Raw genomic sequence first — 22,132 nt, forward strand, 5'->3', positions numbered from 1 at the left:
CCGGGGGCACGATTGGCCTCCGCCTGACCATAGGTTCGAACTAATGCTCCGCCGTCTACACCCTGACCAGCCCGACAGTTTTGCCTTCACGCCCGCCAACCAAGAATGGGCCGAAGCGCAGATCACCAAATACCCCGAAGGCCGTCAGGCCAGCGCGATCATTCCACTGCTGTGGCGCGCGCAGGAACAAGAGGGCTGGCTGACCCGTCCGGCGATCGAGCATGTCTCGGAAATGCTGGGCATGGCCTATATCCGCGGGCTGGAAGTGGCGACTTTCTACTTTATGTTCCAGCTGCAACCCGTTGGTTCTGTGGCACATATCCAAGTTTGCGGCACCACATCCTGCATGATCTGTGGGGCCGAGGATTTGGTCGCTGTTTGCAAAGAGCGCATCGCCAACAAACCCCATGAGCTGTCAGCGGATGGGCGTTTTTCGTGGGAAGAGGTCGAATGCCTTGGCGCCTGTTCCAATGCGCCCATGGCACAGATCGGCAAAGACTATTACGAAGACCTGACCACCGCGCGGCTCAATGAAATCCTTGATGAGTTGAGCGATGGGCGCGTGCCGGTGCCCGGCCCGCAGAACGGGCGCTATGCGTCAGAGCCTTTGGGCGGGTTGACCAGCCTCACGGACCACGAAAGCGGGCGCACGCAATACAATGCCAGCGCGCAGGCTGCGGTGGACATCGGTGATACCGTCAAGCGCATCGACGGCACCGAAGTGCCGCTGCTGACCCCGTGGCAAAACCAGCCCGAGGCGCCGCAGCCTGAAACGGTGGAAGAGGTCGAAGCCGAAGAGCCGCGTCCCGCCGAGGGCGAGGCCACCGACAAAACCGGCGTCACCGAACAAGAAGCCGAAGCCACGTCAAAGAGCAAACCACGCTCCAAACGCGACCCCAAGGGCGAGAGTCCCGATGCGGCAAAGGCCGAGACCAGCGCCCCCGCGACGCCTGGCCAAAAGCCCGCCCAGTTGGACGCCCCGCGTGAGGGCGGTGCGGACGACCTGAAAAAGATCAAAGGCGTCGGCCCGAAGCTGGAGCAGATGCTGAACGGCATGGGCTTTTACCACTTTGACCAGATCGCCCAGTGGGGCCCAGAAGAGGTCGCTTGGGTTGATCAGAACCTCGAAGGATTCAAAGGTCGCGTCAGCCGCGACAATTGGGCAGAGCAGGCCGCGCGCCTCGCCAAAGACTAAAGACGGAGATTTCACAACGGGCCAAGGATGGCACCATTACCACCCCGCAAAGCCATAAGCCGCATCGCCCGCATTAAGGGAGAGAAGGACAGTCATGACGGATATTTCGGAACGAGAGGCCTGCACCAAGCGCTGTTGGTGGCTGGGTGCCGGTGCCGGTTTGCTGGTGGCATTCCTATTGCTGGCCTTCGGCATCTGGGGGCTGTTGATGTCGATCGTGGCCGGTGTGCTGGTGGCGGTGATCGTGGGCTATCTGGCGCTGACCCTGCTGTGCAAAGACGTGCCCGCCGCTGCCCCCCAAGACAGCACGCGCAGCGCGGCGGCTGCATCGGTCGCAGGGGCTTCAACGGCATCGGGAAGCGTTTCTTCTGCTGTGGGTTCAGTCCCCGCGGGGGACGCCGGGATCGGGGCGGCGCGCAAGGCAAGCGCGCCGGTTGAACCCGCTGAAGAAACACCGCCACAGGAGCCGACAGCGCCCGTGGCCGATACTGCTGCCGTTGAGGCGGCACCGGAACAGGTCGCCAAGGCGGAAGAAGCAGTTGCTGTAGTGACGCCCCCGAAGGAGGCCGTCGAAACCCCTTCCGCGCCTTCTAAGGAAACACCGCTTCAGGAGCCGACAGCGCCCGTGGCCGATACCGCTGCCGTCGAAGCGGCACCAGAACAGGTCATCGAGGCCGAAGAGGCGCCCGCTGTTGTGAAGACCCCGCAAGAGGTCGTCGAAGCGCCCGCCGAACCTGCGAAGGCCGAGCCTGCACCAGTGCCCGCGACCGATAGCCATTCTACCGATGGCAAACCCGCGCTGCTCGACGCGCCGCGTGCGGGCGGGGTAGATGACCTCAAGCGGATTGGCGGCATCGGGCCGAAGTTGGAACAGACCCTGAATGAACTGGGCATCTTCCATTTCGATCAGATCGCAGCCCTTCAGGGGGATGAGATCGACTGGGTCGATTCCCGCCTGCGTTTCAAGGGCCGTATCCGGCGCGACGATTGGATCGGTCAAGCCAAAGCCTTTGCCAATGACGGCAAGACCGAGGGCTGATCGGGGTAAGAGAGAGACATGAGCGAAGCCGAAGACAGAGCGCTTGCCCGCAAGGGCCGCACCGCAGGGCTGGTCATTGCCGTGACCATGTGTTTGTGGCTGGCCATGCAATGGGCTGGCCCGGCGCTTGGCCTGCCGGGGCGCTATGCGCTGCTCTTCGACTTTGCTGCACTGGCCGCGCTTTTCTGGGCGATGGTCGTGATATATCAAATGTGGCAGGCCCGCCGGGCCAGCCGTGAGAACCAAAGGTAGGCATCATGCTTCAGGACAAAGACCGCATTTTTACCAATATCTACGGCATGCATGACCGCACCCTAAAAGGCGCGCAGTCGCGCGGCCATTGGGATGGCACTGCCGGAATCATCCAGAAAGGCCGCGATTGGATCGTGGACCAGATGAAAGCCTCTGGCCTGCGGGGCCGGGGCGGGGCGGGCTTCCCAACGGGGCTGAAATGGTCCTTCATGCCCAAGGAAAGCGATGGCCGCCCGTCCTATCTGGTGGTTAATGCCGACGAATCCGAGCCCGGCACCTGCAAAGACCGCGAGATCATGCGGCACGACCCGCATACGCTGATCGAAGGCTGCCTGATCGCCTCTTTCGCGATGAATGCCCACGCCTGCTATATCTACCTGCGCGGCGAATATATCCGCGAACGCGAAGCGTTGCAGACTGCGATTGATGAAGCCTATGAGGCTGGTCTGGTGGGCAAGAACGCCTCCAAATCCGGCTGGGACTTCGATATCTATCTGCACCACGGGGCAGGGGCTTACATTTGCGGCGAAGAGACAGCACTTCTGGAAAGTCTTGAAGGCAAAAAGGGCATGCCCCGCATGAAGCCGCCGTTCCCGGCGGGGGCGGGTCTTTATGGCTGCCCGACCACAGTGAACAACGTCGAATCCATCGCCGTGGTGCCGACCATCCTGCGCCGTGGGCCGGAATGGTTCGCGGGCTTTGGCCGCGCCAACAACGCGGGCACCAAGCTGTTTGCGATCTCGGGCCACGTCAACAACCCCTGCGTTGTCGAAGAGGCGATGAGCATCGGTTTTGAAGAGCTGATCGAAAAACATTGCGGCGGCATTCGCGGCGGTTGGGACAACCTAAAGGCCGTTATCCCCGGCGGCTCTTCGGTGCCGCTGATCCCCGGCAAAGACATGCGCGACGCGATCATGGATTTTGATTATCTGCGCGAACAGCGCTCCGGCCTCGGCACGGCAGCGGTGATCGTGATGGACAACTCGACCGACGTGATCAAAGCGATCTGGCGTCTGTCGAAGTTCTACAAACACGAAAGCTGCGGCCAGTGCACGCCCTGCCGCGAAGGCACCGGCTGGATGATGCGCGTGATGGACCGTCTGGTTTCCGGCGATGCAGAGCCCGAAGAGATCGACATGCTGCTCGACGTGACCAAACAGGTCGAAGGCCACACGATCTGCGCGCTTGGCGATGCGGCGGCTTGGCCGATCCAGGGTCTGATCCGCCACTTCCGGGATGAGATCGAAGACAGGATCAAATACAAGCGCACGGGCCGTGTCAGCGCGGTCGCGGCAGAGTGAAACCCTGCGCGGCGGCAGGCCCGATGGCTTGACGCTTGGCGCAGGAGCGGCGATAGCGGGCGCGTGTCAGGCGCGTCCGTCCACAATAGGCGCGGGGGCGGTCGGCAAAGCCGGGCCCATGGCGCAGCGGAGTAGGTCTATGAAATATGCTTTGACGGTTTTGACGGTCAGCGCTCTGCTGGCAGGCTGTGCCAATGATGGTGAGCGTGTTGCCTTTGACGGGCAGTATTTCAGCACCAAGCTGCGCAAGGTGGATGGCCAGCGCGACGTATTTCAGGTGACGGTCAAGGATGCTGGCAAATCCATCGACGGTGCACGCGCAGCGGCGCGCTATGAGGCGGTGAAATACTGCGTCGGCAACTACGGCAACTCTAAGATCGACTGGACCTTTGGCCCCGATGCCCCGGCAAGCGCGCTGCGGTTCGATGGCGGGGCGCTGACCTTTCAGGGGCGCTGCCCCCAGTGATCGCATCGGCGACATATCGCGGGGCTGCGGCCCAAAGGGGCGGTGATATTGAATATCATAGCCCCCAATCTCCATCTGTCAGACGGGCCGTTCCGGCCCGCTGCATGAAGGAGAATTGATATGCGCACCCTGATGTTCGCCGTGATGGGCCTGAGCCTGACCGCTGCCACCGTGACACCGGCAGCCGCCAAACCGCCGCTGCGCGAAGTGGCTGCCATCGACGACGCGCTCTTGGATATGGGCGTTGCCGACATCATCCGGAAAAACTGCCCCGACATCAGCGCGCGGATGCTGCGCGCGGTCAAGATGGCATGGGACTTGAAGGGCAAGGCAGGCGATCTGGGCTACTCCGACGCCGAGATCGACGCCTATATTGATAGTGACGCTGAAAAAGCGCGCATGAGAGCGCGGGGCGCCGCGTTTTTCAAGGCGAAGGGGGTCGATACTTCGGACCCGCAAAGCTATTGTGCGCTTGGACGCGAAGAGATTCAAAAATCGAGCCGGATCGGTTCGTTACTGAAGGCAAAGTGAGCTTATGAGCGATATCCGCAAGATCATCATCGACGGTAAGGAAGTCGAAGTCGAAGGGGCGATGACGCTCATTCAGGCCTGCGAGCAGGTTGGCATCGAGGTGCCGCGCTTCTGTTACCACGAACGTCTGTCGATCGCTGGCAACTGTCGGATGTGTCTTGTTGAAGTCGTCGGCGGGCCGCCCAAGCCCGCCGCCTCCTGCGCCATGCAGGTGCGCGACCTGCGCCCCGGTCCTGAGGGCCAGCCGCCGGTCGTGAAAACCAACTCGCCCATGGTCAAAAAGGCCCGCGAAGGGGTGATGGAGTTCCTTCTCATCAACCACCCGCTGGATTGCCCGATTTGCGATCAGGGCGGTGAGTGTGATCTTCAGGATCAGGCGATGGCCTACGGCGTCGATTTCTCGCGCTACCGCGAGCCGAAGCGGGCGACCGAAGACCTTGATCTGGGCCCGCTGGTCGAGACCCATATGACCCGCTGCATCTCCTGCACCCGCTGCGTGCGCTTCACCACCGAAGTCGCAGGCCAGCACGTCATGGGCCAGACGGGCCGGGGCGAGGATGCAGAGATCACGACCTATCTCGGCTCGTTGATCGACAGCAACCTGTCTGGCAATATCATTGATCTTTGCCCCGTCGGCGCGCTGGTCAGCAAGCCCTACGCCTTTACTGCCCGCCCGTGGGAACTCAGCAAGACCGAGAGCATCGATGTGATGGATGCGCTTGGCTCCAACATCCGCGTGGATACCAAGGGCCGCGAAGTCATGCGCTTTTTGCCGCGCAACCATGACGGTGTGAACGAAGAGTGGATTTCCGACAAGACGCGCTTTGTTTGGGACGGCCTGCGCCGTCAGCGTCTGGATACACCCTACATCCGCGAGAATGGCAAGCTGCGCAAAGCAAGCTGGCCCGAGGCGCTGAATGCCGCCGCTGCCGCGATGAAGGGCAAGAAGCTTGCCGGTCTCGTTGGTGATCTGGCGTCGGTCGAAGCGGCGTTTGCGCTAAAGCAGTTGATCGAAGGGCAGGGCGGAGTCGTCGAGTGCCGCACCGATGGGGCAAAGCTGCCTGCAGGCAATCGCTTCGGCTATGTCGGCAACGCGCGGATCGAAGATCTGGACGGCGCCAAGATGATCCAACTGATCGGCTGTAACCCAGCGGTTGAAGCGCCAGTGCTGAACGCGCGTGTCCGCAAGGCGTGGAGCAATGGGGCAGAGATTGGCCTAATCGGCGAAGCCGCTGATCTGACCTACCCGCATCACCATCTGGGCAACGACCGCGCGACCCTCGACAAGCTGATGGGCAGTGATTTCGACGAAGTGCTGGAACAGCCCTCGGTGATCGTTGTCGGCCAAGGCGCGCTGCGCGAAGCCGATGGCGAAGCCGTGCTGGCGAAGGCGATGGAGCTGGCCGAAAAGACCAAGAGCAAGCTGATGATCCTGCACACCGCCGCCGCGCGTGTGGGGGCGATGGATATCGGTGCTACGGCTGAAAACGGCATGGATGACGTGAACGCGGCAGAGGTGATCTATAACCTCGGCGCGGATGAGGTTGAAATCGGTGCTGGGCCCTTCGTGATCTATCAAGGCAGCCATGGCGATCGCGGCGCGCACCGTGCCGACATCATCCTGCCGGGTGCCGCCTATACCGAAGAGCCGGGTCTGTTCGTCAACACCGAAGGCCGTCCGCAATTGGCGCAGCGTGCCGGGTTTGCGCCGGGTCAGGCCAAAGAAAACTGGGCGATTCTCCGGGCGCTCTCGGCTGAGTTGGGCGCGCAATTGGGCTATGATTCCATCGCGCAGCTGCGCCGCAAGCTGACCGAGGCCGTGCCGCATCTGGCGAATGTCGATGAGGTGCCGGAAAACGAATGGGCCGCGCTGCCTGCCGGTAAGCTGGGCGATGCCTCTTTCGCGCCGACGGTGCGCGACTTCTATCTCTCCAATCCGATCGCACGGGCCAGCCAGTTGATGGCGGAGCTTTCGGCACTGGCTGCCGCGCGCCGGGCCGAGCCGATGGCGGCGGAGTGAGAGCCATGATGCTGGCCCCCTTGATGCTGCTGGCCGCCTGCGAACCGCAGGTGCCGGTGGCCGAGGATTTCATCCCCGACTACAAGGGGGTGGAAACCCAGCTTTTGGACGGTGATTTGGTGCAGTTCAACGTGGCGATGACCAAGGCGTTATCGAACCAAGACGTGTCGGATTACGCCGAATGTGCTGCAGCGCAGTATACGCTGATCCGGGGCTACGGTTTTGCGCGACATGTGCGGACAAATGTCACCGAAGAGGGTGGCATATGGCGGGCAGATGCTGTTTACACAATCTCGCCGAGCCTGCCGAAAGGCTTGAAGACAATTGATGCCGAAGTGACCGCGTTTCAATGCGCGGAACGCGGCATTCCGACGGTGTGAGGACTTATGGCTGATTTCTTTTACAACACCGGGCTGGGCATTGCCCTGCTGACGGTTGGGCAGGTTTTGCTGCTGGTTGTACCGCTTTTGCTGGCGCTGGCCTTCCTCATGTATGCCGACCGCAAGATCTGGGCCGCCGTGATGATGCGCCGCGGCCCCAACGTCGTGGGCGTCTTCGGCCTGCTGCAGAGTTTTGCCGACTTTCTTAAATATATCGTTAAAGAAGTGGTGGTCCCGGCGGGCGCTGACAAGGGGGTCTTCTTCCTTGCGCCGATGATTTCCTTTGTCATGGCGATGATCGCTTGGGCGGTGATCCCCTTTAACGAAGGCTGGATCCTGTCGGACATCAACGTGGCCATCCTCTATGTCTTCGCCGTCTCCTCGCTTGAGGTTTACGGCGTGATCATGGGCGGTTGGGCGTCGAACTCGAAATACCCCTTCCTTGGTTCGCTGCGCTCTGCCGCGCAGATGATTTCCTACGAAGTGTCGATCGGCCTGATCATCATCGGCGTGATCCTCTCGACCGGTTCGATGAACTTCACGTCCATCGTGGCGGCGCAGGATGGCGACTGGGGTCTGTTCAACTGGTACTTCCTGCCGCACTTCCCGATGTTGATCTTGTTCTTCATCTCGGCGCTGGCGGAAACCAACCGCCCACCGTTCGACCTGCCGGAAGCGGAATCGGAACTGGTGGCGGGCTATCAGGTGGAATATTCCTCCACGCCCTTCCTGCTCTTCATGATCGGCGAATTGGTGGCCGTGGTGCTGATGTGCGCGCTGGTGTCGCTGATGTTCTTCGGCGGCTGGCTGTCGCCGGTGCCGTTCCTGCCCGATGGCTTCTTCTGGATGTTCATCAAGATGCTGATGGTCTTCTTCATGTTCTCCATGGTCAAGGCAATCACGCCGCGCTACCGCTATGACCAGCTGATGCGGCTGGGTTGGAAAGTCTTCCTGCCGTTCTCGCTGTTCTGGGTGGTCTTCGTGGCATTCGCTGCAAAATTCGATTGGTTCTGGGGCATCTACGCCCGTTGGACCGTAGGGGGCTGATATGGCACAGATGGATTACACCCGCGCCGCGAAATACTTCCTGCTGGCAGACTACGCCAAGGCGTTCATGTTGGGGATGCGCTATTTCTTTGCGCCGAAAACCACGCTGAACTACCCGCATGAAAAGGGGCCTCTGTCGCCCCGTTTCCGCGGCGAACACGCGCTGCGCCGTTATCCCAATGGCGAAGAGCGTTGCATCGCGTGCAAACTCTGCGAGGCGATCTGCCCCGCGCAGGCGATCACCATCGACGCCGAAGCACGCGAGGACGGCAGCCGCCGCACCACGCGCTATGACATCGACATGACCAAATGCATCTACTGCGGTTTCTGCCAAGAAGCCTGCCCAGTGGACGCGATTGTCGAAGGGCCGAACTTCGAATTCTCGACCGAGACCCGCGAAGAGCTTTACTACGACAAGGCGAAACTGCTGGACAACGGCGAACGCTGGGAAGCCGAAATTGCCCGCAACCTCGAAATGGACGCACCATACCGATGAGTGATCCCAAGAACCCTTTTGATGCGATGATGAAGCAGGCGCAGGAAATGGCGAAAGCCTTTCCAGCGATGGATGCTTTTTCGCCCAAAGGGTTCGAGGCGATGATGGGCACCATGCCGAAGGAAATGATGGATTTCTGGTTCGGCGACACGGTGAATAAGGGCGGGCTGGACGCGCGGACGCGGCTGCTTCTGACGCTTGCGGGGCTGACCATGCAGGGCGCGCAGAATGATATGGCCCTCCGCCAAACCGTGCGCCACGCGCGCGAGGCCGGGGCCACCAAACAACATATCGTCGAGACGATCAGCCAGATGTCTGTCTTTGCCGGGCTGCCGGCGATGACCCGGGCGTTGGAACTGGCGCAATCGGTCTTAGACGAAGAAAAAGATACCAAGAAGGAAGACGGCGCATGACGGTCTTTTCATTTTACCTCTTCGCGATCAGCGTCATTACCGGCGGGCTGTTCACGGTGATCAGCCGCAACCCGGTGCATTCGGTGCTTTGGCTGATCCTGTCCTTCCTCTCGGCGGCGGGGCTTTTCGTGCTGCTCGGCGCGGAGTTCGTGGCGATGCTGCTGGTCATCGTCTATGTCGGCGCGGTGGCGGTGCTGTTCCTCTTCGTGGTCATGATGCTCGACGTAGATTTTGCCGAGCTTAAGGCCGAGATGGCGCGGTATATGCCGCTGGCGCTGTTGATCGCTCTGGTGATCTTGATGCAATTCGTCATGGCCTTTGGCGCATGGGAGCAGAGTGCGGCGGCCGAGAGCCTGCGGGCCAATGCAATCGATCCGGCGCGGTTCAATACCGAAGCGCTTGGGCTGCTGCTGTATGATCGCTACTTCCTACTCTTCCAACTGGCGGGTCTGATCCTGCTGGTGGCGATGATCGGGGCGATCGTGCTGACACTGCGTCACCGTAAGGATGTGAAGCGCCAAGACGTGGTTGCCCAGATGATGCGTGACCCGGCCAAGGCGATGGAACTGCGCGACGTGAAGTCTGGGCAGGGCCTGTAAACACCGGAATTTTAAAAAATTCCGTGGCCGTTTTCTTTGAAAGAAAACGGCTCAACCAAGAGAGAAAAGGGACGTCGAAATGTCGAGAACAACAATCGTGGTACTGGTCGTGGTGTTGATCGTCGTGTTTTTCGGCGGCTACAGCTTTATCGGCTAAAACCCGATCAATCCCGGTGGCAGCCGGGGCAAAGTGATACTAAAAGCCCCATCAAATGGGGCGCGACCAAAGCCCATCAAGGGGCGGGAACGTAAGGGACGACATGATCGGACTTGAGCATTACCTGACAGTGGCGGCGACGCTGTTTGTCATCGGCATCTTCGGGCTATTCCTGAACCGCAAGAACGTGATCATTCTGCTGATGAGCATCGAATTGATGCTGCTCGCGGTGAACATCAACCTCGTTGCCTTCTCCAGTTTCCTTGGTGATTTGACGGGGCAGGTGTTCACACTCTTCGTGCTCACCGTCGCTGCGGCGGAGGCTGCCATCGGCCTCGCCATTCTGGTCTGTTTCTTCCGCAACCGTGGCTCGATCGCGGTGGAAGATGTCAACGTGATGAAGGGCTGAGGCAATGGAAACCACGATCCTATTCGCCCCGCTTGTGGGTGCCATCCTCTGCGGTTTCGGCTGGAAGATCATCGGTGAGAAGGCCGCTCAGTGGACCGCCACGGGGCTGCTGTTCCTTGCCGCCTTCCTCTCTTGGGTGGTGTTCCTGACGCTAGACGGCCCGACCGAGCAAATTCAGATCCTGCGCTTTATCGAAAGCGGCACGCTGAGCACCGATTGGGCGATCCGCATGGACCGTTTGACCGCGCTGATGCTGATCGTCATCACCACGGTCTCAAGCCTCGTTCACCTCTACTCCTTCGGCTACATGGCCCACGATGAGAACTTCCGCGATAACGAGAGCTATCGCCCCCGGTTCTTCGCCTATCTGTCGTTCTTTACCTTCGCGATGTTGATGCTGGTCACAGCCGACAACCTCGTGCAGATGTTCTTTGGTTGGGAGGGCGTCGGCGTCGCCTCCTACCTGCTGATCGGTTTCTACTTCCGCAAGCCGTCGGCCAATGCCGCCGCGATGAAAGCCTTTGTCGTCAACCGGGTGGGGGACTTTGCTTTCCTGCTGGGCATCTTCGGCCTCTATATGCTGACGGACTCGATCCGCTTTGATGATATCTTTGCCGCAGCGCCCGACTTGGCTGAGCAGACGGTGACTTTCCTGTGGAACGATTGGAATGCGGCGAACCTGATCGCCTTCCTGCTCTTCCTCGGCGCGATGGGTAAGTCGGCGCAATTGTTCCTGCACACTTGGCTGCCCGACGCAATGGAAGGTCCGACACCTGTGTCGGCGCTGATCCACGCGGCGACCATGGTGACGGCAGGTGTTTTCCTCGTCTGCCGCATGTCGCCGGTGATGGAATTTGCGCCCGAAGCGATGGCCTTTGTCACAGTCATCGGTGCGACAACCGCCTTTGTCGCGGCGACCATCGGCCTTGTGCAAACCGACATCAAACGTGTGATCGCCTATTCGACCATGTCACAGCTTGGCTATATGTTCGTGGCGGCTGGCGTCGGCATGTACTCGGCGGCGATGTTCCACCTGTTCACCCACGCCTTCTTTAAGGCGATGCTGTTCTTGGGCGCGGGCTCGGTCATTCACGCGATGCACCATGAGCAGGACATGACCAACTACGGCGGCCTGCGTAAGAAAATCCCCTATACCTTCTGGGCGATGATGATCGGCACGTTGGCGATCACCGGTGTTGGCATCCCGCTGACGTATATCGGTTTCGCGGGCTTCCTGTCGAAAGACGCGATCATCGAAAGCGCTTGGGGCGGTGGGTCGATGTATGGTTTCTGGATGCTGGTGATCGCCGCGGCGATGACGAGCTTCTACAGCTGGCGTCTGATTTTCCTCACGTTTTTCGGCAAACCGCGTGGCAACAAGCACACGCATGAGCACGCCCACGAGAGCCCGATGGTCATGCTGATCCCCCTTGGCGTTCTGGCGCTCGGCTCGGTCTTTGCTGGGATGGTTTGGTACGGCAGCTTCTTTGGCCATGCAGATCAGGTTGGCAAATTCTACGGCATCCCGATGGCTGAAATGGCCGAAGGCGGCGACGCCCATGTCGAAGGGGCCGAGGATGACCACGGTGCCACCGGCCCGGTCGACGGCGATCACGGTGCCGACGCTTTGGTCGAAGGCCAGCAGGACGCGGGCGCGCAGCACGAAGCCTTTGGCGGTGCACCGGGTGAGGGGGCGCTTTACTTTGCGCCCGACAACCACGTGCTGGATGACGCGCACGCCGCCCCGACTTGGGTTAAGGTCTCGCCCTTTATCGCGATGCTGGCCGGTCTGGTCATGGCCCTGTGGTTCTATATCTGGAGCCCGACCGTCCCGGGACGTTTGGCGGCAAACCAACGCCCGCTTTACCTGTTCCTGAAAAACAAATGGTACTTTGATGAGGTTTACGACGTGATTTTCGTGCGTCCCGCCAAAACGATCGGCCGGTTCCTGTGGAAACGCGGCGATGGCACTGTGATCGACGGCACGCTCAATGGCGTCGCCATGGGTATCATCCCCTTCTTCACCCGCCTCGCGGGTAAGGCACAGACGGGCTATATCTTCACCTATGCCTTCGCGATGGTGATCGGCATCGCCGTTCTGGTAACATGGATGACGATGAGCGGAGGAGCGAACTGATGGATACGCATCTGCTTTCAATCATCACATTCATTCCGGCCTTCGCAGCGCTGATCCTCGCGGTATTTTTGCGGGGCGACGATGCCGCCGCCGGGCGCAACGCGAAATGGCTGGCCTTCATCACCACGACGGTCACCTTCCTGATCTCGCTCTTCGTGCTGTTCGAGTTCGATCCGTCGAACACCGATTTCCAGTTCGTGGATGAAGCCGACTGGCTGCTGGGTCTGAAATACCGCCTCGGCGTCGACGGCATCTCGATCCTTTTCGTGATGCTGACCACCTTCATGATGCCGCTGGTTATCGCGGCAAGCTGGAACGTCGAGCACCGCGTCAAGGAATACATGATCGCCTTCCTGCTCTTGGAAACGCTGATGCTCGGCGTGTTCATGGCGCTGGATCTGGTGCTCTTTTACCTCTTCTTTGAGGCGGGTCTGATCCCGATGTTCCTGATCATCGGCATCTGGGGCGGGAAAGAGCGTATCTACGCGAGCTTCAAGTTCTTCCTCTACACTTTCCTCGGTTCGGTGCTGATGCTGGTGGCGATGGTCGCGATGTTCACTGAGGCGGGCACGACCTGCATCGGCGGCTGCGAGATCAGCCTGCTGACCCACAACTTCGGCTCCGAGAGCTTTGAGCTGCTGGGGATTCAGATCGTCGGCGGCATGCAGACACTGATGTTCCTCGCCTTCTTTGCCAGCTTCGCGGTCAAAATGCCGATGTGGCCAGTGCACACATGGCTGCCCGACGCGCACGTTCAGGCCCCGACGGCGGGTTCTGTGGTGCTGGCGGCGATCCTGCTGAAAATGGGCGGCTACGGCTTCCTGCGCTTCAGCTTGCCGATGTTCCCCGTCGGGTCCGAGGTGATGACGCCGCTGATCCTGTGGATGTCGGCCATTGCCATCGTCTATACCTCGCTGGTGGCGCTGGTGCAGCAGGACATGAAAAAGCTGATCGCCTATTCCTCGGTCGCACACATGGGTTTCGTGACCATGGGGATCTTTGCGGCGAACCAGCAGGGGATTGATGGCGCGATTTTCCAGATGATCAGCCACGGCTTCATCTCTGGCGCGCTCTTCCTCAGCGTTGGCGTGATCTATGACCGGATGCACACCCGTGACATAGACGCCTATGGCGGTCTGGTGAACCGGATGCCGGCCTATGCACTGGTCTTTATGTTCTTCACCATGGCGAACGTGGGCCTGCCGGGCACATCCGGTTTCGTGGGGGAATTCCTGACGCTGATGGCGACCTTCCAAGTGAACACTTGGGTGGCGGCAGTGGCGACCACGGGCGTGATCTTTTCGGCGGCCTACGCACTCTGGCTCTATCGCCGCGTGGTGATGGGCGACCTGATCAAAGAAAGCCTCAAGGCGATCACCGATATGACCGCGCGTGAGAAATGGATCATTGCGCCGCTGGTGGCGATGACCCTGATCTTGGGCGTCTATCCGGCGCTGGTGCTGGATATGATCGGGCCGTCGGTGGCTGCTCTCGTTGACAATTACGACATGGCGCTGGAGGCGGCTGAGGCCGCTGTGCAGACCGCCGATGCCTCGCATTAAGAAGGACTTGGCGCATGATTTCCGCTGATCTGAACATCATTCTGCCCGAGATTGTGCTTGCGGGGTTTGCCCTGCTTGGCCTTCTTGGCGCGGTCTATACGTCGAAAGACAAGGCCGCCGGGGTGCTCGTCTGGGTGACCGCGGTGGTGATGGTGCTGCTGGCTGCTTGGGTGGCCATGTCCGGCGACGGCACCACCAACATCGCCTTCCACGGCATGTTCATCGACGACAGCTTTGCGCGCTTTGCGAAAGTGGCGATCCTGCTCTCGGCGGCGGCTGTCTTGGTCATGTCCGAAAGCTATATGAAACTGCGCGGTTTGCTGCGGTTTGAATATCCGATGCTGGTGGCCTTGGCTGTTGTCGGCATGATGATGATGGTCAGTGCAGGCGACCTGATGGCGCTCTACATGGGGTTGGAGCTGCAATCGCTAGCGCTCTATGTCGTGGCCTCGCTGCGCCGCGACTCGGTCAAATCCACAGAGGCGGGCCTCAAGTATTTCGTGCTCGGCGCACTTAGCTCGGGCCTGCTGCTCTATGGTGCGTCGCTCGTTTATGGCTACGCCGGGACCACGCTTTTCGCGGGCATCATCACCACGGCGCAAACCGGCGGCACGTCGCTTGGGCTGCTCTTTGGTCTGGTCTTCCTGATTTCGGGCCTTGCCTTCAAAGTTTCCGCCGTGCCGTTCCACATGTGGACACCGGACGTATACGAAGGTGCGCCCACCCCGATCGCGGCTTTCTTTGCCACAGCGCCAAAAGTCGCCGCCATGGGCCTGTTCGCGCGGGTCATGCATGACGCCTTCGGCCAGATCGTCAACGATTGGAGCCAGATCGTGGCGCTGCTGTCGGTGCTGTCGATGTTCTTCGGCTCTGTCGCCGCGATTGGTCAGACCAACATCAAGCGTCTGATGGCCTTTTCATCAATTGCCCACATGGGCTATGCGCTGATGGGTTTGGCTGCGGGCACGGCCTTCGGCGTGCAGGCGATGCTGGTCTATATGGCGATCTATGTGACGATGAACCTCGGCACCTTTGCGTTCATCTTGCTGATGCAGAAAGACGGCGCGCCGGTGACTGATATCACGCTGCTCAACATGTATGCCAAAAGCAATCCGGGCCGGGCGCTGGCGATGCTGGTGCTGCTCTTCAGCCTTGCGGGTGTGCCGCCGATGCTGGGCTTCTTTGGCAAGTTCTATGTGCTGCGCGCAGCCTATGATGCCAATATGGCATGGCTCGCTGTGGCGGGCGTGATCGCCAGTGTGATCGGTGCCTACTACTACTTGCGGATCGTCTTTTACATGTACTTTGGCGAAGAACGCTCTGACACGCTGGATCACCAGAACGGTGGCGTGTTGACCGTGGTGCTGATGGCGTCGGCGGTGATTATGATCGTCGGGATCGCAAACATGTTCGGTGTCGAAGGCATGGCCGCCTCGGCTGCGGCGTCGCTGGTGAACTGAGCGGTGCGGCGGACGATCGGCCGGATCAGCGCATGAGCCACTGGCCGGAAGGCTATGGCCGGCGCGTCTATGACACGCTCGATTCCACCCTCTCAGAGGCGGCGCGGTTACAGCAAGAGCTGACCGCGCCGACTTGGATCCTCGCACTGGAGCAGACCGCCGCGCGGGGCCGCCGGGGCCGCAGTTGGACCACGCCGCGCGGCAATTTCGCGGCCACACTGATGATGCCGCGCAAAGAACCGCCGGGCGTCGCCGCGCTGCGGTCCTTCGTGACATCGCTGGCGCTTTACCGCTCTTTCGTCGGGGTGACCGGGCGCGAGGATGCCTTTGCCCTAAAATGGCCGAACGATGTGCTCCTGCGAGGCGGCAAGGTTGCGGGTATCCTGCTTGAAAGTGTGGGCGATCATCTGGCCATCGGCATCGGCGTGAACCTTGCCCATGGACCAGAGGCGAGCACGCTGGAAGCCCGCGCCCTGCCTGCGGTGACCCTCCGCGAAGCGGGGGCGAATGTGAGCGCCGAAGATTTCCTTAACATCCTTGCGCAAGAATATGCCGGTCTGGAAGATCAATTCACCACCTATGGTTTCGTCACGATCCGCAGCGCATGGCTCGCCCATGCCGCGCGGCTCGGAGAGGTCATCACTGCCCGCACCATGCGCGATGAGATCACCGGCGTTTTCGAAGATGTAGACGGCGCAGGCAATCTGATCCTGCGCACCCGCGACGGCGCGGTGCCCATCACCGCAGCGGATGTGTTTTTCTAAAATCTGGGGGAGGGGAGGCACCATGCTTCTGGCAATTGATTGCGGCAACACGAATACCGTGTTCTCGATCTGGGACGGGGAAGAGTTTATCGCCACTTGGCGCACCTCGACCGAATGGAAACGCACGGCGGATCAATATTACGTCTGGCTTAACACGCTGATGCGGCTGCAGAATATTGACGCTGACATCACCGATATGATCATCAGCTCAACCGTGCCACGGGTGGTGTTCAACCTGCGCGTTTTGGCGGACCGCTACTTTCACACGCGCCCTTTCGTGGTGGGCAAACCCGGGTGTGCGCTGCCCATTGACGTGCGCGTGGATGCAGGCACGCAGGTCGGGCCCGACCGTTTGGTGAACACAGTGGCAGGCTATGACCTCTATGCCGGTGACCTGATCGTGGTGGACTTCGGCACCGCCACGACCTTTGACGTGGTCGCTGATGATGGCGCCTATATTGGGGGGGTGATTGCGCCGGGGGTGAACCTCAGCCTAGAGGCGCTGCATAGCGCCGCCGCGGCCCTGCCGCATGTCGATATTTCCAAACCTCAGAACGTCATTGGCACCAATACCGTCGCCTGTATGCAGTCCGGTGTCTTTTGGGGTTATGTCGGACTGGTTCGTGAGATATGTGAGCGCATAAGGGCGGAACGTGCAAGACCCATGCGCGTTATCGCCACGGGGGGTCTGGCACCGCTGTTTCAGCAGGCAGTCGACCTGTTCGATGATTATCAAGATGAACTCACGATGCACGGCCTGACCGTGATCCACGATTATAATAAGGACAAAGCTGAATAATATGAGCAGCGAACGATTTATCTATCTGCCCCTCGGTGGGGCGGGTGAAATTGGCATGAACGCCTATGTCTACGGTTACGGCAAACCCGGGAAAGAACGGCTGATCGTCGTCGACATCGGTGTGGCCTTTCCGGACATGGACAGCACGCCGGGCGTGGACCTGATCCTGCCCGACATCTCTTGGCTGAAGAAACGTCGCGATCAGATCGAAGCGATCTTTATCACCCACGCCCACGAAGACCACATTGGCGCCATCGCGCATTCCTATGAGGTGCTGAAGGCGCCGATCTATGCGCGCGCCTTTACCGCCAATATCGCTCGCCGGAAGATGTCTGAACACGGCCACCCCGAAGACGCGGTCACCACGGTAAGCGCATGGCCAGAGCAGATCACCGCAGGCCCCTTCAAAGTGGGCTTCCTGCCGATCTCGCATTCGATCCCTGAATCCTCGGCCATGGTCATCGACACGCCAGAGGGGCGCACGATCCACTCCGGCGACTTCAAGATCGACCGGACCCCAGGCGTCGGCGAAGCCTTTGACGACGCACTTTGGGCCGAGGTCTGCAAGGATGGCGTCAATGCGCTGATCTGCGACAGCACCAATGTTTTCTCCGCTCATCCCGGCCGCTCGGAAGCGACCATTGGGCCGGAGATCGAAAAACTGGTCAGCAGTGCCGAGGGCATGGTCGTCGCCACGACCTTTGCCTCCAACGTGGCGCGGGTCAAAACGCTGGCAGAAGCGGGCGCGCGGGCAGGACGGTCGATCGTTCTGCTGGGCCGTGCAATGAACCGCATGGTCGAAGCCTCGATCCAGACCGGTGTGATGACAGACTTCCCGCCTGTTATCTCTCCCGAAAATGCCCGCGCCATCCCGCGCGAGAACCTGATGCTGCTGGTCACTGGCAGCCAAGGTGAACGCCGCGCGGCCTCTGCGCAGCTGGCACGGGGGAAGTATCAGGGCATCGAGTTGAAAGAGGGCGATCTGTTCCTCTTTTCCTCGAAGACCATCCCGGGCAATGAGCGCGGCGTGATCGGGATCATCAACCAGTTCTCTGAAAAGGGTGTGGATGTGGTGGATGATTCCTCGGGGCTCTATCACGTGTCGGGCCACGCGAACCGCCCGGACCTTGAGACGCTGCATGCCATCGTCAAACCGCAGGTTCTGATCCCGATGCACGGCGAGCACCGTCACCTGCGCGAGCATGTGAAGATTGCCAATGCCAAGGGCATCACCGGCGTGCTGGCCGTGAACGGAATGATGATCGACCTGTCGGGCAACAAGCCCAAGGTGGTCGAACATGTCGACACGGGCCGCATGTATCTGGACGGGTCGGTTCAGGTCGGCGCGCTGGATGGTGTGATCCGCGACCGTATCCGCATGGCGCTGAACGGTCATGCCACCGTGACCATGATTTTGGATGCGGATGATGAGCCCTTGGGCGAGCCTTGGGTTGATCTGATGGGTCTGCCGGAAACAGGTCGGTCCAAAGCACCGCTTGTGGATGTGCTAGAGCAAGACCTTAGCCAATGGCTGAACCGTCAGAAAGCCGCCACCCTGCGGGATGACGACAAGCTGAACGACGGTCTGAAAAAGGTCGCACGTCAGTCGTCTTACGACGAAATCGGCAAGAAGCCCGAAGTCACCGTGGTGGTCAGCCGTCTGAGCTGATCTCCTCCCCACCGCTGCACATATAGACCGCGCCGCCCACTGCGACCACGCTCACCCCCGTGGCCGCAAGGGCGGCGGGGGTCGATAGCGCGGTGGCCAGCGTCGTGCCTGTAGTCGCCAGATTGGCGCTCAGTGCGGATGCCCCTCCCGTCAAAATGAAGGCCCCGGATTTATGCGCCACGGCGCGTAGGTTGTCCGGCTGGCTGATGGTGTCGACCGCGGATCGTGCGATGTTCTTGCTGATCTCGACGGTCTCTTCCTTGGTGGTGTTCACCCGTTCGCAAAAGGTCTTTTTGCAATAGCCGCGATAATTCCGCGCGCCGGGGATCAGGAAATGCCCATCCTCGGGTGTGGCGGTCAGGCAGTAGCCGTCGATCTGGTCGAGCGGCACGGTGGTGGCAAGGTAGTCGAACAGCACCCCGCTGTCACAGGCGGGTGGGGCGCCCCAAAGGCTGCTCCATTTCCGCGCGGGCCAATTTATCAGCCGTTCGCGGGCGCCGACTTCCTCGGCGAAATTGGCGAAATTCTCGGCCTCTACGACAACTTCGGCGCCGTTGACCTCGGCCCGGCAGCGCTCGGCGCTGGCGGGGGCAGAGATAAGGGCGGTCAGGGCAAGGGTGAGGGCGAAGAGAGCAGGGCGCAGCATAATGGTCCTATCTGAGAGGTTTCCCCTCACATAGCACAGACGGAAAAGCCGCCAATCCCGGCAGGGATCAGCGGCGAATTCATGCCCGCGGGGGCTGTCTTAGATGCGCTCGCGGAAGCTTAGGCCGATGAAGTCCGGGGTGTGATCGCCCAGCCCGACAACGCGGTTGTCGTTGCCACCGCGTTTGTCATTCCGGCCCCGACCACGCGAAGGTTTGTCATTGTTGCCGCCGCGCTGCGATTTGCGCCCGCCCTGCGTGCCTTCGGCTTCGCGCTCTGGGGTCACATCGGCTTTGGCCTCTTTCGGTGCCTCGGCCTGCGGTTGCTTGGCCTCATTGGAGGTCTCAACGGGTTTGTCCGTCTGAGGCCTATCCGTCTGGTGCTTATCCGTTTGGCGCTCGTCCGCCTGCGGTTGCTCAGCCTGTGGCTTATCGGCCTGTGGCCTGTCCGACTTACGGCTGCGCGACCGGGTGCGTTTGGGCTTGTCATCGGTTTTGGCCGGGGCGTCAGACGCCTCTTCTGCCGGTTTGGCATTGCCAAGCGGGTTCTCGATGCGCGGAATTTCCTTTTGCACCAGACGCTCGACGTCTTCAAAGTTCTTGTCGTCGCGGGGCTGGCAGATCATGATCGCCTTGCCGTCGCGGCCCGCACGGCCGGTGCGGCCAATGCGGTGAACGTAATCCTCGGCGTGGCTGGGCACGTCGAAGTTGAAGACATGGCTCACGCTTGGCACATCAAGCCCACGCGCGGCAACGTCTGAGGCCACGAGGAAACGTAGCTCGCCAGCGCGGAACCCTTCGAGCGTTTTGGTCCGCTGGCTTTGGTCCAGATCGCCGTGGATCGGGGCGGCGTCATAGCCGTATTTCTTCAAAGACTTGGCAACGGTATCCACGTCCATCTTGCGGTTGCAGAAGATGATCGCATTGGTGCATTTCTCGCCTTCGGCGTCGATCAGCAGACGCAGCAACTTGCGCTTCTCGGTGGCTTCACGGTCCTTGCGCGAGGCTTTGAACATGACAACGCCCTGTTCGATGGTCTCGCTCGTGGTGGCCTGACGTGCCACTTCGATCCGCTTAGGATTGCTGAGAAAAGTGTTGGTGATCCGCTCAATCTCGGGCGCCATGGTGGCCGAGAAGAACAGCGTCTGACGGGTGAAGGGCGTGAGGCCGAAGATCCGTTCGATATCGGGGATGAACCCCATGTCGAGCATCCGGTCGGCTTCGTCCACGACCATGACTTTCACGTCCGAGAGGATCAGCTTGCCCCGCTCGAAATGATCCAGCAGGCGGCCCGGTGTGGCGATCAGCACGTCGACGCCTTTGTCGATCAGCTTGTCTTGCTCTTTAAAGCTCACGCCGCCGATCAGCAGCGCTTTGGTAAGCTTGAGGTGCTTGGAATAGGTGTCAAAGTTCTCGGCCACCTGTGCGGCCAATTCCCGCGTGGGGCAGAGCACGAGGCTGCGCGGCATCCGCGCACGAGCGCGGCCACGGGCGAGCAGCGACAGCATCGGCAGCGTGAAGCTGGCGGTCTTGCCGGTGCCGGTCTGGGCGATGCCCAACACGTCGCGGCCTTCGAGAGCGGGGGGAATGGCGCCCGCTTGGATGGGTGTGGGCGATTCGTAGCCAGCCTCTACAACAGCTTTGAGGACCTTGGCATTCAGGTTTAGATCGGTAAATTTTGTCATGTGCGTCCGGGTTGAGCGGACACTGACTTGGCCCGCGGCAGCAATACAAGCCGGCCCGAATGGCCCAAGGGGCGGCATATGCCGCGGCATGTTGCGAAAGCGCATAGCAAGTTGCAGCCCAGCCGTCAAACACTTGGCCTCTCAGGCGCTTAACTTGCGAATTGGCGCGACGCCTTTGCATCAAGGTCGAGATCGGCAAGGCGCAGCAAACCCTTCGCCTTTAGGGTTGCGCGCAACTCGGGGGTGTCGGCGCAGACCTCATTGAAAAAGGCGCGTAATCCCGCCTCGCCCCCTTCGGCTTCGATCATGGAAAAAAGCTCATGCATCGACAGCCCGCCGCGATCACGGGGTCGGTTGGGGGCGAGATCGGAACGGTAAGAGCCTTTTTCCAGCCGGTAGCGATAGGCGGCCAGCCAGTCGGGCCAGCTTTTCGCGTGCAGATGCGCCAGATCAATGCCGGGCTGCTGCTCTGGCCCCTCAATCATCGCGTCATTCTGAAAAGCGTTGTGTATTTGAAGGCGAACGTCGGCCATCCCGGTGCGGACAAAGACCTTTCCGGCCAAATGGCTCAAGAATCCCCCTTTGACGTATTCGCCATAGGTTGGATAAAGCTCCGACACGATCTGCGCCCTCTGCGGGCCGTTTGGAATGAAGGATTTGAAGGCTGTCGCATCGCCTGCCAAAGCCTCCATCGGGCGGATGCGGGCGATCTTTTGCGCCGCGGGCAGGGCGGCGAGCACCTCTCCCACAGGGTGCTCGGCAACAAGGAATTCGTCCACATCCATATGGATGAGCCAATCCACATCATCCGCGCGGTTATAGGCGCGGGTGGCGTTCTGGCTTTGGCGGACCTGATGCTTTTGCGGGCGTTTGCCACAGAGCTTTTGCCAATAGGCATCATCGCAGGTGACGACGCGGATCTTGGGGTGGGCTTTCAAACTGTCGAAAGCCTCTGGGTTCTCAGCGTCGAGAAATAGATAGAACCGATGCGCGCCTGCCTCAAGGTGGTAGGCGGCAAAGCGTCTAATCTCGTCAGCGGGGGCCAAAATTGTGGCAACCAGCCCCCATTTCGTCGTCGTCGTCATCGCGTCTCCCCGGTTGGGTCCA

General features: G+C 60.6%; 22 protein-coding genes. 19 read left to right on the forward strand and 3 right to left on the reverse strand.

Annotated features, from left to right (window positions below):
* Positions 1-43 precede the first annotated feature (43 nt).
* The 19 genes from T8A63_RS06010 (at position 44) to T8A63_RS06100 (ending at position 18,696) form a co-directional block, all read left to right on the forward strand.
* Complete coding sequence (locus T8A63_RS06010) at positions 44-1,195, forward strand: NADH-quinone oxidoreductase subunit E (protein ID WP_322345269.1); 1,152 nt, start codon at positions 44-46, stop codon at positions 1,193-1,195.
* A 94-nt stretch (positions 1,196-1,289) separates the two neighbouring features.
* Positions 1,290-2,234 (forward strand): hypothetical protein, encoded by a 945-nt coding sequence (locus T8A63_RS06015; protein ID WP_322345270.1) that lies wholly within the window; start codon positions 1,290-1,292, stop codon positions 2,232-2,234.
* Between the two features lie 18 nt (positions 2,235-2,252).
* The gene (locus tag T8A63_RS06020; protein WP_067263425.1) at positions 2,253-2,486 is read left to right on the forward strand and encodes a DUF5337 domain-containing protein; all 234 of its coding nucleotides are present in this window, start codon (positions 2,253-2,255) and stop codon (positions 2,484-2,486) included.
* 5 nt (positions 2,487-2,491) lie between these two features.
* Positions 2,492-3,787: an NADH-quinone oxidoreductase subunit NuoF gene (gene nuoF / locus T8A63_RS06025; RefSeq protein ID WP_067941790.1), complete on the forward strand. Its 1,296-nt coding sequence runs from the start codon at positions 2,492-2,494 to the stop codon at positions 3,785-3,787.
* A gap of 139 nt (positions 3,788-3,926) precedes the next feature.
* Positions 3,927-4,253, forward strand: coding sequence for a hypothetical protein (locus tag T8A63_RS06030; protein ID WP_067941788.1), 327 nt, complete (start codon positions 3,927-3,929; stop codon positions 4,251-4,253).
* 120 nt (positions 4,254-4,373) lie between these two features.
* The gene (locus T8A63_RS06035; RefSeq protein WP_322345271.1) at positions 4,374-4,784 is read left to right on the forward strand and encodes a DUF5333 domain-containing protein; all 411 of its coding nucleotides are present in this window, start codon (positions 4,374-4,376) and stop codon (positions 4,782-4,784) included.
* A 4-nt stretch (positions 4,785-4,788) separates the two neighbouring features.
* The gene (gene nuoG, locus T8A63_RS06040; protein WP_322345272.1) at positions 4,789-6,804 is read left to right on the forward strand and encodes an NADH-quinone oxidoreductase subunit NuoG; all 2,016 of its coding nucleotides are present in this window, start codon (positions 4,789-4,791) and stop codon (positions 6,802-6,804) included.
* An 8-nt stretch (positions 6,805-6,812) separates the two neighbouring features.
* Positions 6,813-7,184 carry a hypothetical protein gene (locus T8A63_RS06045; RefSeq protein WP_007119502.1) on the forward strand — a complete coding sequence of 124 codons (372 nt, stop codon included), beginning with the start codon at positions 6,813-6,815 and terminating at the stop codon, positions 7,182-7,184.
* Between the two features lie 6 nt (positions 7,185-7,190).
* The gene (nuoH, locus tag T8A63_RS06050) at positions 7,191-8,231 is read left to right on the forward strand and encodes an NADH-quinone oxidoreductase subunit NuoH (protein ID WP_120351321.1); all 1,041 of its coding nucleotides are present in this window, start codon (positions 7,191-7,193) and stop codon (positions 8,229-8,231) included.
* Position 8,232: 1 nt separating this feature from the next.
* The gene (nuoI, locus tag T8A63_RS06055; RefSeq protein ID WP_269345070.1) at positions 8,233-8,727 is read left to right on the forward strand and encodes an NADH-quinone oxidoreductase subunit NuoI; all 495 of its coding nucleotides are present in this window, start codon (positions 8,233-8,235) and stop codon (positions 8,725-8,727) included.
* On the forward strand, positions 8,724-9,140 hold the full coding sequence (locus T8A63_RS06060; protein WP_093926559.1) for a carboxymuconolactone decarboxylase family protein: 417 nt from the start codon (positions 8,724-8,726) through the stop codon (positions 9,138-9,140). The genes nuoI and T8A63_RS06060 overlap by 4 nt, the downstream gene beginning before the upstream one ends.
* Positions 9,137-9,739: an NADH-quinone oxidoreductase subunit J gene (locus T8A63_RS06065; protein WP_067630634.1), complete on the forward strand. Its 603-nt coding sequence runs from the start codon at positions 9,137-9,139 to the stop codon at positions 9,737-9,739. Before T8A63_RS06060 ends, T8A63_RS06065 begins: the two co-directional genes overlap by 4 nt.
* A gap of 260 nt (positions 9,740-9,999) precedes the next feature.
* On the forward strand, positions 10,000-10,305 hold the full coding sequence (gene nuoK, locus T8A63_RS06070) for an NADH-quinone oxidoreductase subunit NuoK (RefSeq protein WP_007119508.1): 306 nt from the start codon (positions 10,000-10,002) through the stop codon (positions 10,303-10,305).
* Between the two features lie 4 nt (positions 10,306-10,309).
* Entirely contained in the window at positions 10,310-12,442 is a 2,133-nt protein-coding gene (gene nuoL, locus T8A63_RS06075; RefSeq protein WP_300051976.1) for an NADH-quinone oxidoreductase subunit L, read from the forward strand.
* Positions 12,442-14,004 carry an NADH-quinone oxidoreductase subunit M gene (locus T8A63_RS06080; protein WP_322345273.1) on the forward strand — a complete coding sequence of 521 codons (1,563 nt, stop codon included), beginning with the start codon at positions 12,442-12,444 and terminating at the stop codon, positions 14,002-14,004. Before nuoL ends, T8A63_RS06080 begins: the two co-directional genes overlap by 1 nt.
* A gap of 14 nt (positions 14,005-14,018) precedes the next feature.
* Entirely contained in the window at positions 14,019-15,464 is a 1,446-nt protein-coding gene (gene nuoN / locus T8A63_RS06085) for an NADH-quinone oxidoreductase subunit NuoN (protein WP_067626624.1), read from the forward strand.
* A 32-nt stretch (positions 15,465-15,496) separates the two neighbouring features.
* Positions 15,497-16,228, forward strand: a complete 732-nt coding sequence (locus T8A63_RS06090; RefSeq protein WP_067626622.1) for a biotin--[acetyl-CoA-carboxylase] ligase — start codon at positions 15,497-15,499, stop codon at positions 16,226-16,228.
* A 22-nt stretch (positions 16,229-16,250) separates the two neighbouring features.
* Positions 16,251-17,027: a type III pantothenate kinase gene (locus T8A63_RS06095; RefSeq protein WP_322345274.1), complete on the forward strand. Its 777-nt coding sequence runs from the start codon at positions 16,251-16,253 to the stop codon at positions 17,025-17,027.
* Position 17,028: 1 nt separating this feature from the next.
* Entirely contained in the window at positions 17,029-18,696 is a 1,668-nt protein-coding gene (locus T8A63_RS06100) for a ribonuclease J (protein WP_322345275.1), read from the forward strand.
* Here T8A63_RS06100 and T8A63_RS06105 read toward each other — a convergent pair.
* The 3 genes from T8A63_RS06105 to T8A63_RS06115 all read right to left on the reverse strand — a co-directional run bounded on the left by T8A63_RS06105 (position 18,680) and on the right by T8A63_RS06115 (position 22,110).
* The gene (locus T8A63_RS06105; protein WP_322345276.1) at positions 18,680-19,342 is read right to left on the reverse strand and encodes a hypothetical protein; all 663 of its coding nucleotides are present in this window, start codon (positions 19,340-19,342) and stop codon (positions 18,680-18,682) included. The two genes, T8A63_RS06100 and T8A63_RS06105, sit on opposite strands and share 17 nt — an antisense overlap.
* Before the next feature lie 99 nt (positions 19,343-19,441).
* Positions 19,442-21,025, reverse strand: coding sequence for a DEAD/DEAH box helicase (locus T8A63_RS06110; protein WP_322345277.1), 1,584 nt, complete (start codon positions 21,023-21,025; stop codon positions 19,442-19,444).
* A gap of 149 nt (positions 21,026-21,174) precedes the next feature.
* Positions 21,175-22,110 (reverse strand): glycosyltransferase family 2 protein, encoded by a 936-nt coding sequence (locus T8A63_RS06115; RefSeq protein ID WP_322345278.1) that lies wholly within the window; start codon positions 22,108-22,110, stop codon positions 21,175-21,177.
* Positions 22,111-22,132: the final 22 nt, after the last annotated feature.

The organism is Sulfitobacter sp. OXR-159, assembly GCF_034377145.1.
Taxonomy (GTDB): Bacteria; Pseudomonadota; Alphaproteobacteria; order Rhodobacterales; family Rhodobacteraceae; genus Sulfitobacter.

Excerpts from the sequence above, each read along its gene's own strand:
- nuoG (WP_322345272.1), top strand. The coding sequence starts at position 4,789 with ATGAGCGATATCCGCAAGATCATCATCGACGGTAAGGAAGTCGAAGTC.
- T8A63_RS06095 (WP_322345274.1), top strand. The coding sequence starts at position 16,251 with ATGCTTCTGGCAATTGATTGCGGCAACACGAATACCGTGTTCTCGATC.
- nuoI (WP_269345070.1), top strand. The coding sequence starts at position 8,233 with ATGGCACAGATGGATTACACCCGCGCCGCGAAATACTTCCTGCTGGCA.
- nuoK (WP_007119508.1), top strand. The coding sequence starts at position 10,000 with ATGATCGGACTTGAGCATTACCTGACAGTGGCGGCGACGCTGTTTGTC.
- T8A63_RS06105 (WP_322345276.1), bottom strand. The coding sequence starts at position 19,342 with ATGCTGCGCCCTGCTCTCTTCGCCCTCACCCTTGCCCTGACCGCCCTT.
- nuoF (WP_067941790.1), top strand. The coding sequence starts at position 2,492 with ATGCTTCAGGACAAAGACCGCATTTTTACCAATATCTACGGCATGCAT.
- T8A63_RS06015 (WP_322345270.1), top strand. The coding sequence starts at position 1,290 with ATGACGGATATTTCGGAACGAGAGGCCTGCACCAAGCGCTGTTGGTGG.
- T8A63_RS06060 (WP_093926559.1), top strand. The coding sequence starts at position 8,724 with ATGAGTGATCCCAAGAACCCTTTTGATGCGATGATGAAGCAGGCGCAG.
- T8A63_RS06090 (WP_067626622.1), top strand. The coding sequence starts at position 15,497 with ATGAGCCACTGGCCGGAAGGCTATGGCCGGCGCGTCTATGACACGCTC.
- nuoN (WP_067626624.1), top strand. The coding sequence starts at position 14,019 with ATGATTTCCGCTGATCTGAACATCATTCTGCCCGAGATTGTGCTTGCG.
- T8A63_RS06045 (WP_007119502.1), top strand. The coding sequence starts at position 6,813 with ATGCTGGCCCCCTTGATGCTGCTGGCCGCCTGCGAACCGCAGGTGCCG.
- T8A63_RS06115 (WP_322345278.1), bottom strand. The coding sequence starts at position 22,110 with ATGACGACGACGACGAAATGGGGGCTGGTTGCCACAATTTTGGCCCCC.
- nuoH (WP_120351321.1), top strand. The coding sequence starts at position 7,191 with ATGGCTGATTTCTTTTACAACACCGGGCTGGGCATTGCCCTGCTGACG.
- T8A63_RS06080 (WP_322345273.1), top strand. The coding sequence starts at position 12,442 with ATGGATACGCATCTGCTTTCAATCATCACATTCATTCCGGCCTTCGCA.
- T8A63_RS06035 (WP_322345271.1), top strand. The coding sequence starts at position 4,374 with ATGCGCACCCTGATGTTCGCCGTGATGGGCCTGAGCCTGACCGCTGCC.
- T8A63_RS06010 (WP_322345269.1), top strand. The coding sequence starts at position 44 with ATGCTCCGCCGTCTACACCCTGACCAGCCCGACAGTTTTGCCTTCACG.
- T8A63_RS06065 (WP_067630634.1), top strand. The coding sequence starts at position 9,137 with ATGACGGTCTTTTCATTTTACCTCTTCGCGATCAGCGTCATTACCGGC.
- T8A63_RS06030 (WP_067941788.1), top strand. The coding sequence starts at position 3,927 with ATGAAATATGCTTTGACGGTTTTGACGGTCAGCGCTCTGCTGGCAGGC.
- T8A63_RS06110 (WP_322345277.1), bottom strand. The coding sequence starts at position 21,025 with ATGACAAAATTTACCGATCTAAACCTGAATGCCAAGGTCCTCAAAGCT.
- T8A63_RS06100 (WP_322345275.1), top strand. The coding sequence starts at position 17,029 with ATGAGCAGCGAACGATTTATCTATCTGCCCCTCGGTGGGGCGGGTGAA.
- nuoL (WP_300051976.1), top strand. The coding sequence starts at position 10,310 with ATGGAAACCACGATCCTATTCGCCCCGCTTGTGGGTGCCATCCTCTGC.
- T8A63_RS06020 (WP_067263425.1), top strand. The coding sequence starts at position 2,253 with ATGAGCGAAGCCGAAGACAGAGCGCTTGCCCGCAAGGGCCGCACCGCA.